This is a genomic window from Pedobacter borealis DSM 19626 (assembly GCF_000708285.2).
GTDB lineage: Bacteria > Bacteroidota > Bacteroidia > Sphingobacteriales > Sphingobacteriaceae > Pedobacter > Pedobacter borealis.
Map to the genome: position 1 here is coordinate 1 of NZ_JAUG01000099.1, position 17,934 is coordinate 17,934.

The 17,934-nt window shown below is 42.3% G+C and carries 12 protein-coding genes; 8 read left to right on the plus strand and 4 right to left on the minus strand.

The features are described from left to right. Window positions 1-584: 584 nt before the first annotated feature. The 3 genes from AW17_RS20130 to AW17_RS20140 form a co-directional block, all read right to left on the minus strand. A complete protein-coding gene (locus tag AW17_RS20130) occupies window positions 585-1,700 on the minus strand; it encodes an acyltransferase family protein (RefSeq protein WP_029279429.1) in 1,116 nt (371 codons plus the stop codon). A 215-nt stretch (window positions 1,701-1,915) separates the two neighbouring features. Beyond that, window positions 1,916-2,389, minus strand: coding sequence for a hypothetical protein (locus AW17_RS20135; protein WP_029279431.1), 474 nt, complete (start codon window positions 2,387-2,389; stop codon window positions 1,916-1,918). 64 nt (window positions 2,390-2,453) lie between these two features. Beyond that, entirely contained in the window at window positions 2,454-2,876 is a 423-nt protein-coding gene (locus tag AW17_RS20140; protein WP_029279433.1) for an SMI1/KNR4 family protein, read from the minus strand. Window positions 2,877-3,471: 595 nt separating this feature from the next. On the opposite strand from AW17_RS20140, the gene AW17_RS20150 reads away from it, so the two are divergent. From AW17_RS20150 to AW17_RS20170, 5 genes are all read left to right on the plus strand, one after another. Next, entirely contained in the window at window positions 3,472-7,848 is a 4,377-nt protein-coding gene (locus AW17_RS20150) for a CusA/CzcA family heavy metal efflux RND transporter (RefSeq protein WP_029279437.1), read from the plus strand. Between the two features lie 10 nt (window positions 7,849-7,858). Further along, entirely contained in the window at window positions 7,859-9,025 is a 1,167-nt protein-coding gene (locus tag AW17_RS20155) for an efflux RND transporter periplasmic adaptor subunit (RefSeq protein ID WP_029279439.1), read from the plus strand. Between the two features lie 130 nt (window positions 9,026-9,155). Beyond that, window positions 9,156-10,001 (plus strand): sugar phosphate isomerase/epimerase family protein, encoded by an 846-nt coding sequence (locus AW17_RS20160; protein WP_029279441.1) that lies wholly within the window; start codon window positions 9,156-9,158, stop codon window positions 9,999-10,001. A 418-nt stretch (window positions 10,002-10,419) separates the two neighbouring features. Next, the gene (locus AW17_RS20165) at window positions 10,420-12,885 is read left to right on the plus strand and encodes a TonB-dependent receptor (protein ID WP_029279443.1); all 2,466 of its coding nucleotides are present in this window, start codon (window positions 10,420-10,422) and stop codon (window positions 12,883-12,885) included. A 291-nt stretch (window positions 12,886-13,176) separates the two neighbouring features. After that, a complete protein-coding gene (locus tag AW17_RS20170; protein WP_029279444.1) occupies window positions 13,177-14,295 on the plus strand; it encodes a Gfo/Idh/MocA family protein in 1,119 nt (372 codons plus the stop codon). Window positions 14,296-14,368: 73 nt separating this feature from the next. Here AW17_RS20170 and AW17_RS20175 read toward each other — a convergent pair whose 3' ends face one another. Further along, window positions 14,369-15,895, minus strand: coding sequence for a PAS domain-containing sensor histidine kinase (locus AW17_RS20175; RefSeq protein WP_029279446.1), 1,527 nt, complete (start codon window positions 15,893-15,895; stop codon window positions 14,369-14,371). A 257-nt stretch (window positions 15,896-16,152) separates the two neighbouring features. Between AW17_RS20175 and AW17_RS20180 the strand changes: the two genes are divergently transcribed. The 3 genes from AW17_RS20180 to AW17_RS20190 all read left to right on the plus strand — a co-directional run. Then, window positions 16,153-16,893 (plus strand): helix-turn-helix domain-containing protein, encoded by a 741-nt coding sequence (locus tag AW17_RS20180; protein WP_245235111.1) that lies wholly within the window; start codon window positions 16,153-16,155, stop codon window positions 16,891-16,893. A 222-nt stretch (window positions 16,894-17,115) separates the two neighbouring features. Continuing rightward, a complete protein-coding gene (locus tag AW17_RS20185) occupies window positions 17,116-17,589 on the plus strand; it encodes a DinB family protein (RefSeq protein WP_029279450.1) in 474 nt (157 codons plus the stop codon). A gap of 155 nt (window positions 17,590-17,744) precedes the next feature. Next, window positions 17,745-17,934, plus strand: a 190-nt coding sequence (locus AW17_RS20190) for a hypothetical protein (protein ID WP_029279452.1), incomplete at its 3' end; no start/stop codon positions are given.

Consider the following 17,934-nt stretch of genomic DNA (forward strand, 5'->3'; position numbering starts at 1 on the left):
TTTGCTTAACTGGCGTATACTCTGGACACTGTTCCTGAAAAGTATATCCAGATTCTTATTACCCCTGCTAATTAACCTTGAATCGGATAAACTCGTAAAACCTCGTGTTTGCATCCAACAAAGAAACAAATTATTCAGAAATGTGTCCACACGATAGGATGCATCGGGACAAGTAGTCGAAACGCTTTACGGGGGCATTTAAACAGGCCCTTCAATAGACTATTATTGATGTTATTTCGTAATTAATTAGATGTGAGCGGTTTATGTCGGATGCTATTTCCGCCCAACTAGGCCGTAGCACCATATCCCCGTTCTACTTAAATCCGGCCTAACAAATTTTTCGGGCTCCGCCAACACAGCCAACTCACTAACTTTGAAAGAAAAATTTTCAGCCGGTGTTTTTTGTTCCTTTTTGACACCAAAAAGGAAGAGCCCATCGGCGGCGGCGAGCCGAGGAAAGCATGAGCCGTAGGACAAAAAATAATCAATTATATACGTCATTAATATTGATTTTTATACAAAATTAATCCTCAGAATGACCATTCTATATTTATGATACAGCTTTTTTTAAGCCTAGCTCAACATTATGCAAACTTTTTCCGCAACCATTTGCGCACTGGCTCGTCGTACCATTTTAAGGTGACATAGGCCAAAGCAATCCCACCAACTAAAATGAGTAAGGCATATGGCCAGGCCTGCACAATTGTTGTGCCTTTATGGTTGCTGATCCAGGCCACGTAAAAATAAACCAATGGGTAATGTACCAGGTAAAGTGGATAGGATATATCACCTAAAAATTTGCATATCCTATGCTCTCTTTGTGTTTGCAGTACGCCACTGGCGCCAATATACACGATAAGCGGGAACACGATGATAATGCAGACAGATTCATAAATCCCGTTCATCCAAAGCTGCTCAGCCCCGCCAATGCGTGGCATATAAAGTACTAGCGCCACCAAAAGGCTGCACCATAAAAAGGCATTTTTAATTCGGGTGGGCTTTGCAATACGCGAAAGTAACAAACCCGCAAAGAAAGGGTATAGGGTACGGGTAAAGCCAATACGCACTTGTTCTATATTTAGTGTCCAGCCGCCACTTACATCGCCGTTTGTAATGGCCAGCTGTGCCAATGCAATAGCAGCGATAACCACTAAAATAGTTAATGCCGTTTTAGAAAACTTCCTGACCCACACCGCATAAAGAATGTTGGCAATGTATTCGAAAAACAATGACCAGCCCACACTATTCATGGGATGCATCTCTTGCCAGCCACGTATATCGAGCGATAGTGGTATCGGCAGGATGGTATAGCCAATAAGCATTACCAGCAGCATCTTCCAGAGGGGAATAGTATGAATAAGCGGCCATATGGTAGAATCTGTAAAATAGAATCCGATAGCGCCAAGGGTCATCCCCAAAATTACCATGGGCTGCAAACGTACAATACGGCGTTTGAAAAAACTGCCCACACTCATTTTATTCCATCGGTCGTCATAAGCGTAGCCCATTACAAAACCCGATAATAAAAAGAAAAAATCTACAGCCAGATAACCATGGTTAACCAGGATATCAAGGTGCCCGGTGCCTAAGGGCTCGGTTAAGTGAAAAGTGACAACGATTATGGCGGCAACACCGCGAAGGCCATCTAATATAGGGTAATGTGGCTTGGTGGCCAGCTCATTATTCAGGTTAATACTCATGTAAGGGCTTGTAAAATTGCAAGCCGTAAAAATAACCAACATTCTTTACCCCATAACTTTGCATCTATAATGATACGTAACATATTAAGGCTGCCTGAAGAGATTGATGGATAAGCCGATTCGGAACATTGTTTTAGGACTGTTAAAACTTGAAGGAGCTAAGTGTTTGGGTAACAACAAGGCTTCTTTTGAAAGTCATTTCATTAGATAAGAAACTACCACTCGCTTTCTAACATTCTATCGATAACCCAAGGCACCATGATTTCAATTTCAATCTGAATCAAATCATTTTTGTCTTTAAAGTAGGTTAGATCATCGCCCTTCATAAAACCGATTTTAAAAGAATCTGTTATAGGATTTAGTTTGATTGCTTTTGAGCCATTAAGTGAGACTAAACAATCAGTGCCTTCAAAGCTTCCTTTAAAATGAAATATTACACTATAGCGGTGTGTACGGTCGTTTTCTTTACACATTCGCCAAACCTCACTTTCCTTGTGGTAATCTACACCAAGTTGATTGAATAAACGTTTAACCTCTTCTGGGAATATGTTGCTTCTGTTCTGAATATAATTCAAGCAGTCATTACAATTACAATCCTCCGCACTACCATTTTCAACGGCAGCATAGGTTGATTTCGTGCTTTCATGATCAACTGTTAAAACCCAATCTTTAAATGTAAGTATGATCATTGGCATTATAGTCTAATTCTCCTTTCTAACGTTAGGTCGGTTTGTTAGTGATATGTGGTTTTAATTATTCAAACCACTCTTTTCGGTTTTCTAAACGTTCTAAAAAATCGGTAAAGGAAATCCCTATTTCAATATGTGCTTCTTCCTCGATTAGGAAGGGAGATAACACAATTCTTAAACTATTATCATTTAATTGTTCTATTGCAATGTACTCTCCACCACCATTTCCCCCAATTGCTAATGTGTTCGGTAAATGCTCGAAAATTTGATAGTCGATATTCATTTCAATTACTTCGTCGAAGTCCCAAAGTCTAACATATTGCTCCCCAATAAAACCTTCAAGTCCCGAATAATTTAAAGCAAAAGTTTTATAATCGTTAGGAAGTTTGAAGTTTATTATTTTTTCAGATTCCTCAATAGTGGTCTTTGGTTTGTTGGTCCGTTTGGTAAAATTATATTTTGTTAGTATTTCTTCAAATCTTTCCATACAGATAGAGCATGATTGTAATTTAGTTCCACAAGATATTAATTTTCATTGGGAATGGTTATCAATTAATAAATAGACAGATTGTTTTTTAACCATCAAAACAGAACCGGAATTAAAATAAAAACGGGCTTTATGAATTAAAAACATTAATCATTACATTTGCCTTTGGTGAAAAACTTTGTATTCCTTTTTTCTCTTTATCTGATCCTTCTGGGCTTAATGCCCTGCCAGGACAAGGAAGATATGGTTTCCAAGTCTCACACAGAAAGCACTATGCACAGCGATCAATCAAAAGCTGAGCATATGCATGGAGAATCCTGTCCACCATTCTGTAGCTGTGCCTGCTGCTCTGTCGGTCAGTACTTTCCAACCGAAAAGTTAACAGATCTGATTGTTCCTGTATTCCGGAAACCATACCCGGTTTTCCAGTGCTCGGCATTGAAAAAACAACCACTCGATATCTGGCAACCGCCTAAACTCGTTTAATCAATTTTTTATCTCATGGAGCTATCCATGAAAAGCATGCTTTTTAACATGCGCAATTTTGCACCATGAGGTGTACGCTGCTATTTATTGATTTTTGATTTAAACGACAATGCTGAACAGAATAATACAATTCTCCATCAAGCAGAAACTGCTGGTGGGAATTATGATACTGGCGCTGATTGCCTGGGGCATATACTCCCTTAGGCAGCTGCCCATAGATGCCCTTCCCGATATTACCAATAACCAGGTCCAGATTATTACCTCCTCACCAAGCAACGGCGCGGAAGATATCGAGCGCTTTGTAACCTATCCGGTAGAACAGACCATGGCCACTATTCCCGGAATAGAAGAAATCCGTTCCTTTAGCAGGTTCGGCCTATCAGTTGTGACAGTGGTGTTTAAGGAAAATGTAGAGATTTACTGGGCCCGTCAACAGGTGAGCGAAAGGCTTGCCGAAGTAGAAAGAGCCATTCCGAAGGGGATCGGCATACCCGAGGTTGCACCATTAACAACCGGACTGGGAGAGATTTACCAGTACGTCATCCATCCCAAAAAAGGATATGAAAAAAAATATGATGCCACCGAGCTCCGCACCATTCAAGACTGGATTGTTCGCCGCCAGCTCCTGGGCGTAGAGGGCATAGCAGATGTAAGCAGCTTTGGGGGATACCTCAAACAGTATGAGATTGCCCTTAATCCCGACAAACTCAGAAGCATGGATATCTCCATCAGCGACATTTTTAAGGCGCTTGAAAAAAACAACCAGAACACTGGCGGATCTTACATCGATAAGAAACCCAATGCCTATTTTATTAGAAGCGAGGGACTTATCAACAGTATTGAAGACATTGAGAACATCGTTGTACGGACTAATGAGAATAGCATTCCCGTGCTGATCCGAAATGTAGCTGAGGTGAGGATCGGTGCGGTCACCAGGTACGGTGCCATGACCAGAAATGATCAGGGTGAGGTAGTAGGGGCGGTAGTGATGATGCTAAAGGGGGCAAACTCTTCAAAGGTTATCGCAAACGTAAAAACCCGCATGGATCAGATTGCAAAGAATCTTCCGGAGGGCGTGGTGATCGAACCATTCCTCGACCGCACAAAACTGGTAAACAGTGCCATTGGCACGGTGACCAAAAACCTGGCAGAAGGCGCATTGATTGTGATCTTTGTACTGGTACTGCTTTTGGGAAATTTCCGTGCAGGATTGATTGTGGCCTCAGTTATTCCACTTGCCATGCTTTTTGCCATATGTCTGATGAACCTTTTTGGCGTTAGCGGAAACCTGATGAGTCTTGGCGCTATAGATTTTGGGCTAATCGTAGATGGAGCGGTAATTATAGTGGAGGCATCTCTCCACCATCTGGGTGTCCGAAAAAACAAAAACAGGTTAAGCCAGCAGGAGATGGATGCAGAGATTTTTGAATCTGCTTCCAAAATCCGTAACAGTGCTGCTTTCGGCGAAATCATTATCCTCATCGTTTACCTGCCGATTCTGGCACTGGTTGGTATAGAAGGCAAAATGTTCAGGCCAATGGCCCAAACGGTGGCTTTTGCTATCCTTGGCGCTTTTATCTTGTCGTTAACTTATGTGCCGATGATGAGTGCGCTGTTTCTAAACAAAACCATCAGCACCAAAAGAAATATCTCAGACAGGATCATGTCTTTTTTTCAAAGGGTGTATACCCCAATGCTCAATTTTGCACTTCGGGCAAGGGTGGCCGTTGTGGGCATTGCAATAGGGTTATTTGCCATTTGCCTTATTATTTTCAATTACCTGGGCGCCGAATTTATTCCAACGCTAGAGGAGGGCGACTTTGCCGTAGAAACCAGGGTGCTTACCGGAAGCAGTCTTTCTCAGACCATTGAGGCCGCTACAAGGGCTGCAAAGGTATTAAAGGCAAATTTTCCTGAAGTAAAAGAGGTAATCGGAAAGATTGGCTCTAGTGAAATTCCTACCGACCCCATGCCGGTAGAAGCCTGTGACCTGATCATTATCTTGAAGGATAAGGGCGACTGGACAAATGCTTCGACCAGAGACGAGCTTGCGGGAAAGATGCAGGCTAAGCTTGAGCAGTATATTCCTGGGGTTACTTTCGGTTTCCAGCAGCCCATTCAGATGCGCTTTAATGAACTCATGACAGGTGCCAGGCAGGATGTTGTAATCAAGGTTTATGGAGAGGATTTTTCGAAGCTAAGTGCCTATGCAGCTAAGATTGGTGCTATAGCCAGAAAAATCGATGGTGCCCAGGATGTTTATGTGGAACAAGCTTCGGGACTTCCACAGGTGATCATCAAATTCCATAGAGAAAAGATTGCGCAGTTCGGACTGAACATCGAAGATGTGAATACGGCTATCCGCTCAGGATTTGCCGGAGAGGTGGCTGGCCTGGTGTTCGAGGGCGAAAAGCGGTTCGATATGGTTGTCCGCCTGGAAAAAGAAAACAGGCAATCGCTGGAAGATGTGAAGAATCTGTTCGTAACGGCACCCAATGGCAACCAGATCCCGCTGGAGCAGCTGGCTGATATCCAGTACAGGGAAGGTCCAAACCAGATTCAGCGTGATGATGCAAAGCGACGGATCACCGTTGGCTTTAATGTGAGGGGAAGGGATGTGGAAAGTATTGTAAAGGAAATCCAGCAAAAGATTGATACAGAGGTTAAGTTTTTACCAGGATATTATCCAACTTTTGGCGGTACTTTTGAGAACCTGCAGGCAGCTACTAAAAGATTGGGTATTGCGGTGCCATTAGCACTATTGCTCATTTTACTGTTGCTTTATCTCACTTTCTCATCCATTAAACATGCGCTTTTAATTTTTACCGCAATTCCATTGTCGGCCATTGGTGGCGTATTTGCCCTATGGGCACGGGACATGCCATTTAGCATCTCTGCAGGCATTGGTTTTATTGCGCTTTTTGGTGTAGCGGTACTGAATGGTATTGTGCTGATTAGTGAATTTAACAGGTTAAAAAAAGAAGGAATGAACGATATTCTCGAAATTATCAGAACAGGAACCTCAGTTAGGCTTCGCCCGGTGATTATGACGGCCCTTGTAGCTTCTCTGGGCTTTCTTCCAATGGCCATCTCGGGCGGGAGTGGTGCTGAGGTACAGCGTCCATTGGCAACGGTTGTTATCGGCGGATTAATCTCTGCCACATTGCTGACCCTTTTAGTACTTCCAGTGCTTTATATCTGGGTAGAAAAAATGGGGCGCAAAAAAGTAAAAATTGCTCCTATAGCGGGAATAATTATAGTGTTTGTTACGCTGTTTGGATTTCAGCCTGCTAAAGCCCAGACACCATTGACGCTACAACAGGCGATATCTTCAGCACTGGAAAACAACAGGGCGATTAGCGGGGCTAACCTTGGTGTAGGGCTGCAGCAAGCGCTCAGGAAAAGTGCCTTCGAAATGCCCAAAACTGAAGTGTCTATGCTTTATGGGCAGTACAACAGCCTGATCAAAAACGACAACAACTTTACCGTTTCACAAAGCATTCCCTTCCCAACACTTTTCGCTGCAAATGCTGCATTAGGGGATGAACGTATCAAGGCAGGCCAGCTTCAGGTGGCTTCAAGTAAAAACGAACTCATTTTTCAGGTGAAGACGGTTTACACCAATCTTCAGTACCTCTATTCGAAGGAAAAACTGCTGCTCGAGCAAGACAGCATCTATAAGGGTTTTGTAAAATCAGCTTCGCTAAAATACAAAACAGGTGAGGGTAACCTGCTTGAAAAGGTGGCGGCAGAGACACAACTTAAAGATGTGCAGAACCTGCTCGATCAAGACCGGTCAGATATCGGAATTTATAAAACGCAGCTTGCTACGCTGATTGGAAGGGGTGGACTACCCCTAATCGCCGACAAGTTTTTAAAGGAAACACCCGAGATTTCGATCGGAGATACGGCCCTTCTAAATGAAAATCCAGCCATTGCCTATTTCAGACAACAGATTGTGATTGCCGAAAAACAGCGAAAAGTAGAGCTGGCCAAAGCACTGCCCGATTTTACCCTGGGTTATTTTAACCAGTCGCTAACCGGTTTTCAAAACGTTAACGGTAGCGATGTTTTCTTTGGCCGCGACAAACGTTTTCAGGGCTTTCAGGTGGGGCTTTCCATTCCGCTATTTTACAGCGCTTATTCTGCGAAGGCAAAGGCCGCATCCATTAACAGGGATATTGCCTCGAACGACCTGCAGCTCCATCAGCGAAAACTAACAAGCCAGTACCAGCAGGCCCTGGGCGAATACCTGAAAAACAGGAAACGTTACGACTATTTTATCACTTCGGCGCTAGGCAATGCGGCACTGATATTAAAAAATAGCCGCATTGCCTACCAGAACGGAGAAATAGGCTATTCGGAATACCTGTTGAACCTTAAACAGGCAAATGGTATTTACGAGGGGCGCCTGATGGCCCTGCTCCAGTTAAGCCAGAGCATTAACCAGATTGAATTTTTAACCGGTAACAACAAATCATTTTAAGCATAATCTCATGAGATCCATATATAAATATTTTATCCTGCTATCCTTTCCATTGTATCTGGCTGGCTGTAGCAGCCCCAAATCGGATAAGGAACCCGAAAAAGAAGCCGGTCACGAAGAGAGCGATATCGTAACCCTTACCCCAGAGCAGCACAAACTATCAGAAATTACGTTGGGAGACATTGAACTGAAGGAATTAAGCGGAACAACGAAAGTAAACGGCATGCTCGATCTTCCCCCGCAAAGCCTGGTATCTATTTCCACACCGCTGGAAGGTATTGTAAAAAGCACCGATATGCTACAGGGAAAACGGGTAGCCAAAGGAACGCTCGTAGCCGTAATGCAGAATCCGGAATTCATTCAGATGCAACAAGACTACCTGGACTATAAGAGCCAGCTGCAGTTTTTAAAGCAGGAGCTCGATCGCCAGGAAGAATTGGCAAAGGAAAACGTAAATTCCAAAAAAGCATTGCAGAAAGCAAGGAGCGAATACCAGAGCGTGAGCGCACGATTGCTGGGACAGCGGTCAAAACTTTCCATTATGAACATCAGTTTTGCGGCACTGGAAAAAGGACAGATCCAGAAAACCTTTAACCTCTATACACCAATGGCGGGTTACGTTACGCAGGTGAATACCAATATAGGTGCCTTTGCCAGCACCACCGATGTACTGTTCAAAATTGCCGATACCGAGCACCTGCATGCAGAGCTTACGGTATTTGAAAAGGATGTACCCAAGCTTAAGCTGGGGCAGAAAGTCCGCTTTGTACTGGCCAATGAAGAAAAGGAGCGTATGGCTACGGTTTATCTCATCGGCAGGGAAATTAGCAAAGAGCGAACCGTGCAAATTCACTGCCACCTGGATAAAGAGGATACACAGCTGCTTCCCGGCATGTACCTTAAGGCTTATGTAGAAAGTGGAATGAACAAGGTTGAAGCACTACCCAATGCGGCTATTGTTGAGTTTGAAGGCAAAAAGTTCGTGTTTATAGATCAGCCTGCTGATAAGGGCCGGAACACTTACCGGTACAGAATGACAGAAGTAAAAACAGGTGTTGCCGAGAACGGATATACCCAGGTTTCTTTTGCCGGACAGATAAATGATATGAAGGTGGTGATAAAGGGTGCTTACGATCTGTTAAGCAAGGTTAAGAATGCTGAAGAAGAAGAACATTAGGTGTTTAAACTTTATAGCTGGTAGAATATTGATACCGTGAATAAACAATTCATTTTTTTTTAAAAAGATCTGTTCGCACGTTTGAACCGCACCAATTTAAATACTAACTTTAGTCGCCAAATAGATTAAGATGACTACAAGAAGAAATTTTTTACAAACAGGAATATTGGGGCTAACCGCGGCAACGCTGATCAATGCCCCGTCAGTTTTTGCAGCGCCTGCTAAAGGTAATGCCGGGGGTAAAGACCCTTTTAAACTAGCAATCGCCGGTTATAGCTTTCTTAACTTTAACCTTGACGAATCGCTTAAAATGATGAAAAAGGTTGATGTACATTACCTCTGTATTAAAGACTTTCATTTGCCTTTTAAAAGTACAACAGAAGAAATTGCTGCCTTTCATGCTAAACTTAAGGAAAATAACATAGTTGGATATGCCGTAGGGCCTATATACACCAAAAATAAAGAAGAGATTGACAATGCATTTGATTATGCAAAAAGGGTTGGTGTTGATTTGCTGATCGGAATTCCAGCGCATGCTGACCTGGAATATGTTGCCCAAAAGACAAAAGAATATAATATTCGTTATGCCATTCATAATCATGGCCCCCAGGATAAGCTATATCCAAATGCAGAAAGCATCTATAACCTCATTAAAAACCTGGATCAACGTATTGGTATATGCTTTGATATGGGGCATAACAAAAGAGATGGGCGGGATTCGGTTGCAGACCTTCAGAAATTCTCGAAACGTATTTTCGATATGCATTTAAAGAATGTAACTGTAGCGGCAAATGAAGGCACCACTTGTGAACTCGGTCGTGGCGTAATTGATATCCCTGCATTCGTAAAAATGCTGAGAAAGGTTAATTACCAGGGCTGCTGTGGTTTAGAGTATGAAAAAGACATGAAAGATCCCCTGGCTGGAATAGCTGAATCTGTTGGCTATTTTAGGGGTGTTTGCGATGGTACCCGCTAGTTCTGTTTGCGATTAATGGTAAATTAATAATTGATATGCGGTCTTTTCCTTCGACCGCATGTCAATTTATACCCCTTGTTTGGAAAGGATCTGCGCACGTAATCTTACTAGGAGACTATACACGAATGATACTATATTTGTGAAAAACCATTAATGCGAAGAATTCAATACTTGCAATTTAAGATTTTGCAGCGGGTTCTGCAGAAGTCTAAATTTAGCACATGAGCATGCCGATTATCGTTAAAACAAGATTCAGGAAAATAGGATACAGGTTTTACGCCCCAGAATTATCGGGCAAGCCTTGTTTAATACCATACTATTTTCAAATATACCGTGAGAAAAAGAATTTTACCTGCTTCTTTGCGGTATTTAATATCCATTAACAATAGAAGATCTTTAATCATTTTTTATACCGTTCATGCAACTCTCCAGATCCATCGTGCTTCTTTTACTTGTTTTTTTTAGCCAAACCATCAAGGCTCAAAATGTTACCCTTAAGGGTATTCTTATCGATCAGCAGACCAAACAGCCCCTCGAATATGCCAGTATGGCGCTCTTAAAAAAAACAGATTCGACAGTAGTTGGAGGTGTATTAACCAGGCCTAACGGTGCATTTGAAATCAGTAAGCTTCAGATTGGGCAATACGTACTGAAAATAGCTTATATCGGTTATAAGAACAGGTTTATTCCTGTAGATATTAATGATACAAGAATAGTTAACCTGGGTTCGGTTACGCTTACACCAAGCAGCGAGTTGTTAAATCAGGTGAACATTAGCAGTGGAAAGGTTAATGCCTCCAATAAGATCGATAAACAATCTTACCGCGCAGACCAGTTTGAAAGTGCAAAAGGTGGAACCGCAATTGATGTGTTAAAGAACCTGCCTTCTGTTGCTGTTAATGGAGAGGGACAGATCAGCGTTCGGGGATCAACCGGATTTCTTGTGCTCGTGAATGGCAAGCCTGTACTTACCGATGCGCAGACTGTTTTAAGCCAGTTACCTGCCAACAGCCTGGAGAATATAGAACTGATTACCTCTCCCTCGGCAAAATATGATCCTGATGGAAAGGCGGGTATTATCAATATCGTTACCAAGAAAGGTGCTAACGACGGATTTACGTTGACGGCCAATGCCCAGGCCGGACTTCCAAGCACAACTGACTATGACAATAAGGAAAAGCCCAAGCGCTTTGGGGGCGATGTTACGCTGAACTTCAGAAAAGATAAATGGGATATTTCTGTAGGTGGAAATTACCTTAGAAATGATAATGCGGGCTACCGTGAAGGAGATGTGTTCACCAAGAATTTTACCAATAATACCATTACGCGTTTTCCCTCGAACGGTGAACGTAGTTTTGATAAATATAATTATGCAGGCAGATTGTCGGCCATTTATACCCTGGATAAAAACAACTCCTTTTCTGTTGGTTTTTTTAGTGGAAAGCGTTATCAGGCCCGTCTTGCAGACCTGGTTTACACCAATAGCACCTCAGATCTCTCAACAGGGCTTCCCATTAAGTCAACCACTTATTACAATTCCAACCTGCAAACAAAGGAAGGTACGTTTACGCTGGGCAATCTGGATTATACCCATACTTTTGCGGATAAATCCTCATTGACAGCCTCGTTGTTATATGAAAATGCAAATCTTTATGGCAATACCAGGAACAGAAATCTTGGTTATCCCAATACAGCCGATACTATACAGTACGTTTTTAATCCATATAAGAACCCGATAAATGGCTACAGGTTTAAGTTAGATTACGCCATTAATGTTGGTAAAGGGAAACTCGAAAGCGGTTATCAGTTCAGATATGATACCCAGGACGGACAATTTGATTATTTTGTAAGCCCTGCCATTTCGCAGCCGGATGCCAACAGGTTTAGAGGGACTGCAAGCGCAAAAAACCAGATTCATTCGGTTTATTCGCAGTATTCAGGTAAACAGGATAAACTGGAATATATTGGAGGACTGCGTTACGAATATGCCACCAGAAGGTTAAACCTTTCCTATGATCCTGCAGTTCATGAGTTAGACCTTTCTAACCTTTTCCCCTCCCTTAACCTGCTTTACAATGTTAACGATGGGTTGAAGTTAAAGGCTGGTTATTCAAGAAGGATTCAGCGTACCAATAATTATGAGCTTAACCCTATACCCGAAAGAGAACACTCCGAAACATTAGAACAGGGCGATCCAGACCTAAAACCATCTTTTATCGATCTTGTAGAACTCGGACTGACCAGAACCTTCAAAAAGGGCTCTTTTTTTACAACCCTCTACTATCAGAATATCAAAAATCCAATACAGCGTGTAAACAGCGTTTATGCAGATACGATCTTGAACCGGGTATTTACGAATGCAGAAAAAGCACGTTCTTTTGGACTTGAGTTAGGGACCAATCTCCAACCTGTTAAGTGGTGGAGCTTATATCTGGGCGGTAACGTTTACAATTATAAGGTAGCTGGAGATTTAAATGTACTGGGCAGCAGTTCGGTAGTAAATAATGCGAACTGGGTATTCTCTATAAATGCCAACACCAGTTTTAAACTGAATAAAACCTGGAGTGTGCAGGGAAATGTTAATTATTTATCAAAGCGGCCAACTGCACAGGGCGAAGATTCGAAGTTTCTGGTTCCCAATACCGCTGTTAAGAAAACATTTATGGATGGACGTTTTTCTGCAAGCCTACAGTGGCAGAATATGGATCTTGGCATGAACCAATCAAACAGACAACGGATAACAACATTTGGAAAAGATTTTTACACCACCACCAACTATATTTATGAAACCGATGTGTTCATCCTGAATTTCAGCTTTAACCTGAACAAACTTATCGGTAAATCCAAACTTCCTACCAGCGAGTTCGGCGATAAGGAATTTTAAGGTGGCAGACTATGGGTTTTTACGGAAGATCATCCCAGTGGGTCTATGTTGCCAGCTTTCCAAAAATAGAATGGAAGTTGCTTAAACACCTGAAAGGAATTGGGAGATTTTTGAGATTAAAATGCAATTATTTTGTAGTTTAGACCAAGCCGCAAATCATATCGTGAAAACTAAATGTAACTGGTCGGTGTTAGATATCATGAAGTAAATCAGTTAATTAAGTGGTAAAATTGGGTAATGGCACATATTGCTTAAATTTTTGCTAATTAGGTACATAGCTACAGGATAAATATGAATACCAGAAGAGATTTTCTACAAAAAATGGGTGCATCAGCATTGATGCTGCAATTGGGATCGATATCGGCATTTGCGAACGCTCCTGACCAAATCGAACAGCCTTACCAGGGTAGGGTACTCCGGGTAGCCATCATGGGTTTAGGTGGATATGGCACCCGTGTAGCAGAAGCTATGCAGGCCTGTACCAAAGCGAAGCTGGTTGGTGTAATTAGCGGTACGCCTTCAAAAATTAAAGAATGGCAAACGAAATACAACATCTCCGAAAAGAATTGTTATAACTACGAAAACTTTGACCAGGTTAAAAATAATCCGGATATAGATGCGATTTATGTAATTACGCCAAATGCACTGCACCATAGTCAGGTTATCCGGGTAGCAAAAGCAGGAAAACATGCCATATGCGAGAAACCGATGGCATTGAATGCCAAAGAAGGACAAGAGATGATTGAGGCTTGTAAAAAAGCAAACGTAAAGTTACTGGTTGGCTATAGGCTGCATTTTGAACCCCGTACGCTGGAGGTGATCCGAATGAGAAATGTGGGCGACTTCGGTAAGATCAGGTTTTTCCAGGGACAATGTGGTTTTAAAATAGGTGATCCTACGCAATGGCGATTAAACAAAGCGCTTGCCGGTGGGGGATCAATGATGGATATTGGAATCTATGCAATTAACGGAGCCAGGTATATGCTGGACGAAGAGCCGATCTGGGTAACGGCGCAGGAAACCAAGACCGACCTCGTAAAGTTTAAAGAAGGTGTAGATGAAACCATACAATTTCAATTGGGTTTCCCGAGCGGTGCGGTAGCCTCCTGCTTGTCTAGTTATAGCATTAATTACCTGGATAGATTTTTTATGAGTGGCGACAAAGGATTTGCAGAAATGCAACCTTCTACAGGTTATGGTCCGATAAAGGGTAGAACACATCAAGGTGAACTCACGCAGCCCATCACTACGCATCAAACTGTACAGATGGATGAAATGGCAACTATTATTTTTGAAGATAAAAAGCCGATAGTTCCTGTGAACGGCGAAGAAGGCTTGAAAGATCTTAAAATTATTGATGCCATCTACCAAGCTGTAAAAACAGGAAAAAAGGTCAAACTAACTGCTTAGCCAAAGGGGATTTTAAAGCGGATGCTGGCATCCAGCTATACAGTGTACATCGTAAATACATTTCTGATTTAACTTAACTGCCTGCTGATTTCGGGAGCGTGAACCAAAAGCCGGTACACTCGCCAGGCACGCTGTCCACACCAATCTCTCCCCCATGTTTACGAACGATGTTAGCGCAGATAAACAGGCCTAGCCCAAGTCCCGAATTTTGCTCCTGCTGCCCTGCGGCCTGGTAATACCGATCGAACAGCAAGGGGATCTTTTCAGCAACAATCCCGGGCCCCTTATCTATAACGGAGATTTTAACGTAGGTTTCATGATCAATGAGTTCAACTTTTATCTCTGCAGTGCCTGGAGCATATTTGACTGCATTACTGATCAGATTGGTAAGTACCCGGCCGATCCGCTCTGAATCGGCATGGACCATGATGTTTTTCCCTCCTGTTATAGTTACTACCGGGACATCGGTGGAAGCAAACAGTTCAACTATTTCCTGTACCAGCTCAAACAGGTTGAAGTTCGTTTTCCGTAGTTCTATCTGATCCCGATAATTTTTACCGGCATTGAGTAAATCGTCTATTATCAACGAGATCCGGTTTATACCCCTGCTTGCCTGTGCAACCAACCGCTTGGTACGGTCAGATTGACGGTTCGCGTCCCGTTGCAACATTTGCACTGATCCTTTTAAGCTGGTAACCGGGGTCTTCAGCTCATGGCTGGCAATACTTATGAAATCGTCTTTATGCCTTTCTATAATTTTGTCGTTGGTGATATCGTTAATAACACCAACCAGTTTCACGGCTTTACCCGCTTTATTGGTTTCAGTTTTGCCCTTTATATTGAGCCATTGAAGCTTGCTATCTGCTCTGTTTAGCCTGACCTGCACGTCTACGCCGCCGTCAGCCTGAATATTGTTTAGGGCCTCCTTAAACACTGGAAGATCATTTGCTACTATATGTGGATAATAGCTTTCCAGTATCCAATGCGCTTGCCTTTGCGGGTAGCCAAAGATTTCATCATGATCACGGGAACGAAAAACTTCTTTTGTCTCAAGGTTCAGTTCCCAGATAGCTGTACCAGTATACTTAAGGGCAAGGTTCAGGCGCTTCTGGCTCTCCTTAAGCTGTTTCATTCCGGAAATATCATCCAGTACAGTAAATCCAAAGGTTTCTCCCTGATCGTTATAGAGGATCGTAGTTACATCAACCCATACGCGGCTGCGGTCTCTTCGGTACAGGCAGGCCTGCAGCTTAAAGAATGGCACCTGTCTGGACCAGATCTCTTCCTGGAGGCGATGCCAGTGTGCGATATGTTCTTCACAGGCATGATCCAGAATTTTTGTTCCCTCAATTTGTTCTGGCGGATAGTCCAACAGTTCGCAAAGCGCCTTATTCACCTTTGAGATGGTCAGGTCTGACCGAATGATCTTCGAGGCCACACTGGTAAGTTTAAATATAGCGTTGAACTTATCATCACATTCTTTGAACCGTTTCTCAAAATTATCTTGCGCTCTATTTTCTTGCATAACAATTTCAGCTGATAAAATGATAACATTTACAGGCCAAATATGTTTAGCTATTATAGATAAACTGCCTTTCATATGGCATGCCCATAGTGAAACGACAAATAAATTCAGGACGGTACACTGGTCAGTCACCTGATCCTTTTTGAACGAGATTACCAATTAATTGAACGAATAAACAAAACGCCTTAACCTTACTATAGCCACTTTTGTAAACAACAATTACATAACAACAAAAAAGACGATGGGACTATCAGGTTTAGGAATTTTTCATACCAGAAATCCTCCCAGGCCTAATCTTTTATTCTTACCTCTCTGCCCAGTGGAAAGAAAAAGTGTGTTTCTGGAACCACCATACCCTTGTATTGCAGGTTTCAGGGCAGTTCACTTTAGAAACCGCTGGTCAAAGCATTTCGATGACCGGAAGAGAACTGTTGTTGATTGGCAAAAACCAGTTGGGTACGCTCACCAAAACACCGCTGCCCGGAGGGAACTATGAAACCATCGTCATATCCCTGCAGGAAGAGCTTTTGCGCAAGATCGTATTGGAAGAAAAGTTAACAGCAGACCATAAATACGTTGGTCCGCCAAATATCCTGATTCCATCGAACGAATTCCTCAAAGGATATTTCCAGTCTATTGTTCCCTATGCCCGAAGCTCGGGTGCCACCATGACCAATGAAATGGGCATTTTGAAAGTGAAAGAAGGAATTAAATTACTATTGCTCGCCCTACCGGCACTGCGTAACTTTTTATTCGACTTTTCAGAACCCCATAAAATAGACCTTGAAAAGTTTATGCTGAGCAACTTTCATTTTAATGTGCCCATCGAAAAATTCGCGCAGCTTACCGGTCGCAGCCTGGCCGGTTTTAAACGCGATTTCCTGAAAACTTTCGGTGCGCCACCCCGCCATTGGCTGCAGGATAAACGCCTAACGGAAGCCAAACACCTCATCGAAAGCAAACACCAGAAACCTTCTGCCATTTACCTTGATCTGGGCTTCGAAAGCCTGTCGCACTTTTCACATGCTTTTAAAAAGAAGTTTGGGATGGCGCCTACGGCACTAAGTTCGTAAGGTATGGGTTTAAAGAAAGTATGTTCTGGTAGTTGTTTTGGGTAGCGGCAATAAAACTGGTGTTAGATAGGGCTTGGCTTTGCAAAATTGCACACGCGACACGCGTGCGCTTGCAGGGGCACTTAGATTCCTAAAAAGAGATAAATTTTGAACTTAAATGTCAAAAGGTTACTTTAGAGAGCATTACAAATTCTTCTGTTCCTGAGGACTTAAACCAAATAAATGATTAATGTACATTTCGAATGTGAAATTTTAAGAGCTAGCAGGAATAGGCTGTTGCGATTAATTGAAACAAGTAATAACGAGTTATTATTTAAAATTCCAGCGGGTTTTAATAATAATATAATCTGGCAAATAGGTCATTGCATCACTTCTCAACAGCGACATATGTATATGCGTAGTGGATTACCCATGTATATATCTAAAGAATTCATGGAATCCTTCAAAATTGGATCGTCTCCACGTTCCTGGGAAATTATTCCAGATGTTAATGAGGTGAAACATTTATTGATTGATACCGTTAGCCACCTTGAATCAGATCTGGAATCCAGATTATTTGTCAACTATGAGCCCTTTGAGTTACCGATCGGATTTCAAGTGAAAAATCATGTCGAGGCCCTACAAGCCGCTAACTATCACGAAGCAGAACATAGTGGGCAGATTTTAACTTATTTGAAGCTGTTAGTCAAAGAATGAAGTACATTACTTAAACCATCGACCAAAATTAGAAATATAGCTTTTATAGCTAACAATCTGAACGTCTGAAATCCATTCGTTCTATTGCGACCGAGTTATACAAAATCCAAAAGGTTATTTATATTCACCAAATATTTACCAAGCTCTTCGCTCTAATGAAAAACCTGTTAACATTGATTACCCTGTTTATCCTGGTGCAAAACGCAACAGCACAAAAAAATGCGCTGAAAAAGATTGCTGATAGCATTAATGCAGAGGGAGAAATGCTTTATCGTTCTGAATGGGCTTCAGGTCATAGTACACAGATTTTTACCTCCCGTTATGGCCTATCGTGTGGACACATCT

Excerpts from the sequence above, each read along its gene's own strand:
- AW17_RS20130 (WP_029279429.1), bottom strand. The coding sequence starts at position 1,700 with ATGAGTATTAACCTGAATAATGAGCTGGCCACCAAGCCACATTACCCT.
- AW17_RS20135 (WP_029279431.1), bottom strand. The coding sequence starts at position 2,389 with ATGATCATACTTACATTTAAAGATTGGGTTTTAACAGTTGATCATGAA.
- AW17_RS20140 (WP_029279433.1), bottom strand. The coding sequence starts at position 2,876 with ATGGAAAGATTTGAAGAAATACTAACAAAATATAATTTTACCAAACGG.
- AW17_RS20150 (WP_029279437.1), top strand. The coding sequence starts at position 3,472 with ATGCTGAACAGAATAATACAATTCTCCATCAAGCAGAAACTGCTGGTG.
- AW17_RS20155 (WP_029279439.1), top strand. The coding sequence starts at position 7,859 with ATGAGATCCATATATAAATATTTTATCCTGCTATCCTTTCCATTGTAT.
- AW17_RS20160 (WP_029279441.1), top strand. The coding sequence starts at position 9,156 with ATGACTACAAGAAGAAATTTTTTACAAACAGGAATATTGGGGCTAACC.
- AW17_RS20165 (WP_029279443.1), top strand. The coding sequence starts at position 10,420 with ATGCAACTCTCCAGATCCATCGTGCTTCTTTTACTTGTTTTTTTTAGC.
- AW17_RS20170 (WP_029279444.1), top strand. The coding sequence starts at position 13,177 with ATGAATACCAGAAGAGATTTTCTACAAAAAATGGGTGCATCAGCATTG.
- AW17_RS20175 (WP_029279446.1), bottom strand. The coding sequence starts at position 15,895 with ATGAAAGGCAGTTTATCTATAATAGCTAAACATATTTGGCCTGTAAAT.
- AW17_RS20185 (WP_029279450.1), top strand. The coding sequence starts at position 17,116 with ATGATTAATGTACATTTCGAATGTGAAATTTTAAGAGCTAGCAGGAAT.